Raw genomic sequence first — 4,507 nt, 5'->3', positions numbered from 1 at the left:
CCAACTTCAAAGACAGATGGGTGAGACATGGATGATTAGAGGTGTATTTTTCGCAATAGCAGCTGGGATAGTAATCGCTATGCAAAGTGTTTTTAGTGCAAGACTGGGAGAGAAAATTGGCTTCTTCGGTTCAAACTTCTTCATACACGGTACGGGATTTCTTCTCGCCTCGGTACTTCTCTTTTTCTTCGGTAAGGGTGAAATGAGCCTGGAGTCACTAAAAGGACTCAATCCACTCTACTACACCGCAGGATTCATAGGTGTCTTGATAATTCTAAGTATTTCTCAAGGTGTATCTTCTCTAGGTGCGAGCAGAGGCATCGTAATAATTGTAGTAACCCAGATAGTCTTTGCACTTATCATAAACGTCACAGGACTGTTTGGCGAGCTGCCTATCGATCTGACTCCCTCCAAAGTCATTGGATTGCTCTTAATGCTCTCGGGCGTTCTGGTATATCAGCTGGCAAAATAATCTCAAAATGAGGATTACATCGCATTGTCAATGAATGATAGAATTGCGCTGACGGTCATTTCTTGTTGCTCGAGAAGGGTTATTAATGCATCTCCGTCCCCTCTTTGTGGTCCATAGTATCCGAATTGCGCATGATTCCCCCCACGCAGCTTCAAGTAAGTTGTTTCTTCAGGGAGTAGAGCTCTTCCGCTCTCCAGAGCTTCAATGTCAAGTACTTTATCGTTGCTACCATAAATCGACAGTACATGAATACCTGATTCAGATAGAGAAGTGTCTTTACCGGGATAAGAGGCAAGCAAAATGAGACCGTCGACTCTGCCCTGATTATAGTAAGCAAATTTCGCTGCCATTGAACCCCCAAGAGAGTGCCCGGCCAAAATCCATCTCCTAATCTCTGGATTGTCTTTCAAGATATTTTTTGCTCTGTTTGGAGAAAGTACGGCAAGATTAAGGGGCATTTCTACAAGGAAACATGAAACACCGCTTGTGGCTATTCTCTTAAGAAGTGGAGCATATGATACTGGATCCACGAGGCCACCAGGATAAAACACTATTCCAATCTCACTTCCTTTCGCAGGAGTGAAGATGTGAGTTCCATCTTTGAAACAGTAAATAACTTCATTTGAACTCGAAAGAGAGTAATAGGCATCTTTACTAGGTTGATAAGGTCTGAGGAAATTGAGGACGCTCAGGGTAAGAAATACAGTCAGTGATATTGTTGCAATCAACAAGATGTAAGTATTACCCCTTTTCATATTTTCACTTCCCAGTTAAAATTTAGACTCTACCCAGAAATTCTGAGCACAGGCAGTATGGTACGACTTTTCTCAGTCTATCCTCAGAAAAATGATCCCATCTACTACAGCATTCAACCGCCAGTGAAGATTCAACTTGAAACATCCACCCATTCGGAATTGAAACGAATCGGGTATCAAGGGCAAAGTCCTCAGTATTCCCGACAATCAAAAAACTAAAACAGTAAAAGGACCTTCGAAAGAAGCCAAATAATCGCGAAAACAATCAGCCCAACAAAGGCAAGACCGAAAATTACCCGGAGTCCGAAAAAAGCGAACTTCACCGCAAGACCCAAAAAAACCAGCCCTCCGAAAATTGCCAGAATAACAATAAATACGTTCATTCTCTACCTCCAACAATCTATAATCTGCTATCAGACCTATCAATCTTGAAACCCGAATCGATTACAGCTAGACAAGCGTCAACTACTTCTTCATCGTAAAGAACACCAGAGTTGCCCTTGATCTCTTGCACAGCTTCACCAAGTCCCCTAGAAGCTCTATACGGTCTGTGAGAAACCATTGCCTCCACCACATCGGCCACTGCCACGATTCTTGATTCCAAAGATAGTTCTGATCCAATAAGACCTTCTGGATAACCTGATCCGTTTATCCTATCGTGATGGTTCTTGACAATCTCCGCTATTGGCCCACCAAGTTTTACATCGTAAAGGATTTCGTAGCCGACTATTGGATGGCGCTTGATCAAAGACCACTCAAGATCAGTAAGTCGAACCGGCTTTGAAAGTATCTCAACCGGAATCGAAACCTTGTCGACATCGTGCAGCAAGCCGGCAATTCTGACGGTTCTACTCCTATTATCATCCAGACCGAGCCGCTCTGCAATGGCAGTAGCTAAACGACTCACGTTCTTCTGATGGCCTGCCGTGCATGGATCTCTCGCCTTTACTACCTTGCTAACAAACTCTACAGCTCCTTCAAGAGCAGTGTGCAATCTCCCCAAAGTTTCCGAAAGTTTATTTTTCGCGGCAAGGGCTTCCGTTATATCGACAACTATCAGGTTAATCAGATCCATATCTTCCATGCTAAAAGGAGAAGCAAAAATCTCGACGTCGACTATTTTTCCAGAGGACTTTTTCTGCCTGGAGACTACACTAGGAGATCTTCCAGCAGCGAGCTTACGTATCTCAATTAGGGATTCGTTATTCGCAGCCAAATCCTTCATTGACATTCCTTTTAGCGTGTCAAGATCATATTGGTAAAATCTGCATGCAGCTTCGTTAGAATCTACGATTGAACCCGTTGTCGAATCTATGAGAAGCATTGTTGCACCGTTCATTTTGAAGAAGCTCTTGTAGCGATGCTCACCATTAACAAGCTCATCTTCTTCAAGAGCAAGCGTCAGAACGTCACCTACGGACACGGCGAAGTTCTTTTCATTTGAAGTCCATTGCCTTGCAATCTTCATATCGCAAAAGAGAGGTCCCACGATGACTCCTCTGATCCTCAGGGGGATATCTAGAATCGCTTTTTCTCCAACGTCTTGCAGACTAGCAATGAAGTTGCTTTTTTCTTCTTCGTTCACTTCGGAAATACTGAAGAACCTCTTTGCTTGAATCAACTGAAGATATTCGGAAGGGAGGTCGTGATCCATAGCTCTCGACTTATCTTCTCTTGCCTCTCCACCAACCAGGTCAGAGCTAATAATCAGATCCATCTCACCAATTCTCTTTAGCATATATATCCCGACACTATGAACACAAAGACAAGAGCCTACTATTCTTTCGGCGCTCTTCTTAAACTCATCAAGCGAGAAACCACTCCCAGCAGCCATTTTTGACAGTGCAAGCAGGCCATCGTTCGTTTTCTTTCTGAATTCTTGAATTCTAAGTGATTCAGACAAATCGTAGCAAAGGCTTACAACCTCACCAGAAGGAAGTTTATTAACATAATTTGTCCACCAGCCTTCTTGATCTCCGTAGACATATTTCTCGGCCTCTACTTTCTCAGGGGTCCCGGTATTATAAACCTTTCTCATTGCTTCGAAGAGACTACTCTTTTCTACACCAGTAAAAAACATCAATTAACTCCTAGCCAAAGGTTACGAGTCCAGTTCTATTAAGATTTTCGCGAGGCGCTTTGAATTCCTTCAGAATAAATCGTTCTCCATCTTAACTGTTTAAAATTAACAGGCCTCCATTCTTATTTTCTATCAACTCTTGGAATCGGGCCTCACTTTGTATGATTTTCTCTTCTTTTTTCTCTCTTCGGTCAGATCTTTGAAGACAAGAATAACACCAGTTGTTTCACCGTCTTCTCTAGATATCGGAGCTGCAGAATCGGCAATTGAGTAGATTTTTCCGTTCTTTGATCTGAGCGCAGTATGATTTGCCAGTCCAACCTTTTTGCCGGTTTCTAGCACATGCTCTACTGGAATAATTGCAGGTTCATCTGAATCTTCACTAAAGATCTCCATAACTTCAGAAACTCTCTTGCCGATGGTGCTGCTTTCGCTAAGACCAATAAGATTGCAGGCAACTTCATTGACGAAAGTGACCGTTCCAGAAGCATCTGTCGAAAGAACTGCGTCACCAATACTTGAGAGAGTAGCGCGGTACTCCTCTTTGTTCTCACTGAGCTTCCTTGACGTCTCAATGCGTTGAATAATTTTTCCGAGTCTCTCTGTAACCGAAAGAATCATTTGAGACTACTCATAGAGGAAGGCGATTTTCCCGTCTCAATAATAATAGACCGTTACGCTCCCGACCTCATTGCCTCTTACTATCATTGGTTACGTATAAAGCGATCACTTCTTGAAGACTCTTCTCGATTCATACACTCTGGCACTGTAGACGATCACGGCACACGCGCTCTCAGGTTCTGAAAAGCATCGGAAAGGATTCTCAGGAGACCCATCAGAATGTCGTCAATAGATTTCTCTGCTTTGTCAACTAATCTTGAGAAATCATATAGAAGTTTAAGTTCTTTATTTCTTTCCCTTAGCTGCGCTTCAAGGCCTAAACGTTCACTTCTTATCTGCCATTCTCTCTTAGCCATAGTTTCGTCCCCCGGTAACTTTGTTGCCCCCGGATCTTTTGGAGACATACAGATTTCTGTCTGCCCTCCTGATCATGTCTTCAAGTTCATCTTCATGTCCTTCAAAATTGGCAATTCCGAAGCTGGCACGAACCTTTATTGGGATTCTCTTATATATTATTCTTGAATCTTCAAGAGAACGACAAATCCTTGTGGCAGCTTCTTCGGTGTTCGTGATATCAGT

At 42.9% G+C, this 4,507-nt stretch carries 7 protein-coding genes; 1 reads left to right on the top strand and 6 read right to left on the bottom strand.

Features of this window, described 5'->3' with window-relative positions; all coding sequences use genetic code 11:
* The coding region (locus BG32_RS04335; RefSeq protein WP_259459508.1) for a DMT family transporter at nt 1–472 on the top strand (472 nt) is incomplete at its 5' end.
* 14 nt (nt 473–486) lie between these two features.
* Here BG32_RS04335 and BG32_RS04330 read toward each other — a convergent pair.
* The 6 genes from BG32_RS04330 to BG32_RS04310 form a co-directional block, all read right to left on the bottom strand.
* Nucleotides 487–1,227 carry an alpha/beta hydrolase gene (locus BG32_RS04330; RefSeq protein ID WP_006492273.1) on the bottom strand — a complete coding sequence of 247 codons (741 nt, stop codon included), beginning with the start codon at nt 1,225–1,227 and terminating at the stop codon, nt 487–489.
* Between the two features lie 215 nt (nt 1,228–1,442).
* On the bottom strand, nt 1,443–1,610 hold the full coding sequence (locus BG32_RS15505; protein ID WP_006492271.1) for a hypothetical protein: 168 nt from the start codon (nt 1,608–1,610) through the stop codon (nt 1,443–1,445).
* A 17-nt stretch (nt 1,611–1,627) separates the two neighbouring features.
* Nucleotides 1,628–3,307 (bottom strand): HD domain-containing phosphohydrolase, encoded by a 1,680-nt coding sequence (locus tag BG32_RS04325; protein ID WP_006492270.1) that lies wholly within the window; start codon nt 3,305–3,307, stop codon nt 1,628–1,630.
* A 132-nt stretch (nt 3,308–3,439) separates the two neighbouring features.
* Nucleotides 3,440–3,928, bottom strand: coding sequence for a PAS domain S-box protein (locus tag BG32_RS04320; RefSeq protein WP_121526460.1), 489 nt, complete (start codon nt 3,926–3,928; stop codon nt 3,440–3,442).
* A gap of 155 nt (nt 3,929–4,083) precedes the next feature.
* The gene (locus BG32_RS04315) at nt 4,084–4,284 is read right to left on the bottom strand and encodes a hypothetical protein (RefSeq protein ID WP_014730418.1); all 201 of its coding nucleotides are present in this window, start codon (nt 4,282–4,284) and stop codon (nt 4,084–4,086) included.
* On the bottom strand, nt 4,277–4,507 hold a 231-nt coding region (locus BG32_RS04310), incomplete at its 5' end, for a diguanylate cyclase (protein WP_121526459.1). The genes BG32_RS04315 and BG32_RS04310, both read right to left, overlap by 8 nt.

The organism is Mesotoga sp. HF07.pep.5.2.highcov (assembly GCF_003666285.1).
Classification (GTDB): domain Bacteria; phylum Thermotogota; class Thermotogae; order Petrotogales; family Kosmotogaceae; genus Mesotoga; species Mesotoga prima.
Note: the sequence above shows the minus strand (reverse complement) of the source record. Positions and strands in the feature narration are given on the sequence as shown.

Bases quoted from the DNA above. Each gene is read 5' to 3' on its own strand.
- BG32_RS04320 (WP_121526460.1), bottom strand. From the start codon at position 3,928: ATGATTCTTTCGGTTACAGAGAGACTCGGAAAAATTATTCAACGCATT.
- BG32_RS04330 (WP_006492273.1), bottom strand. From the start codon at position 1,227: ATGAAAAGGGGTAATACTTACATCTTGTTGATTGCAACAATATCACTG.
- BG32_RS04315 (WP_014730418.1), bottom strand. From the start codon at position 4,284: ATGGCTAAGAGAGAATGGCAGATAAGAAGTGAACGTTTAGGCCTTGAA.
- BG32_RS04325 (WP_006492270.1), bottom strand. From the start codon at position 3,307: ATGTTTTTTACTGGTGTAGAAAAGAGTAGTCTCTTCGAAGCAATGAGA.
- BG32_RS15505 (WP_006492271.1), bottom strand. From the start codon at position 1,610: ATGAACGTATTTATTGTTATTCTGGCAATTTTCGGAGGGCTGGTTTTT.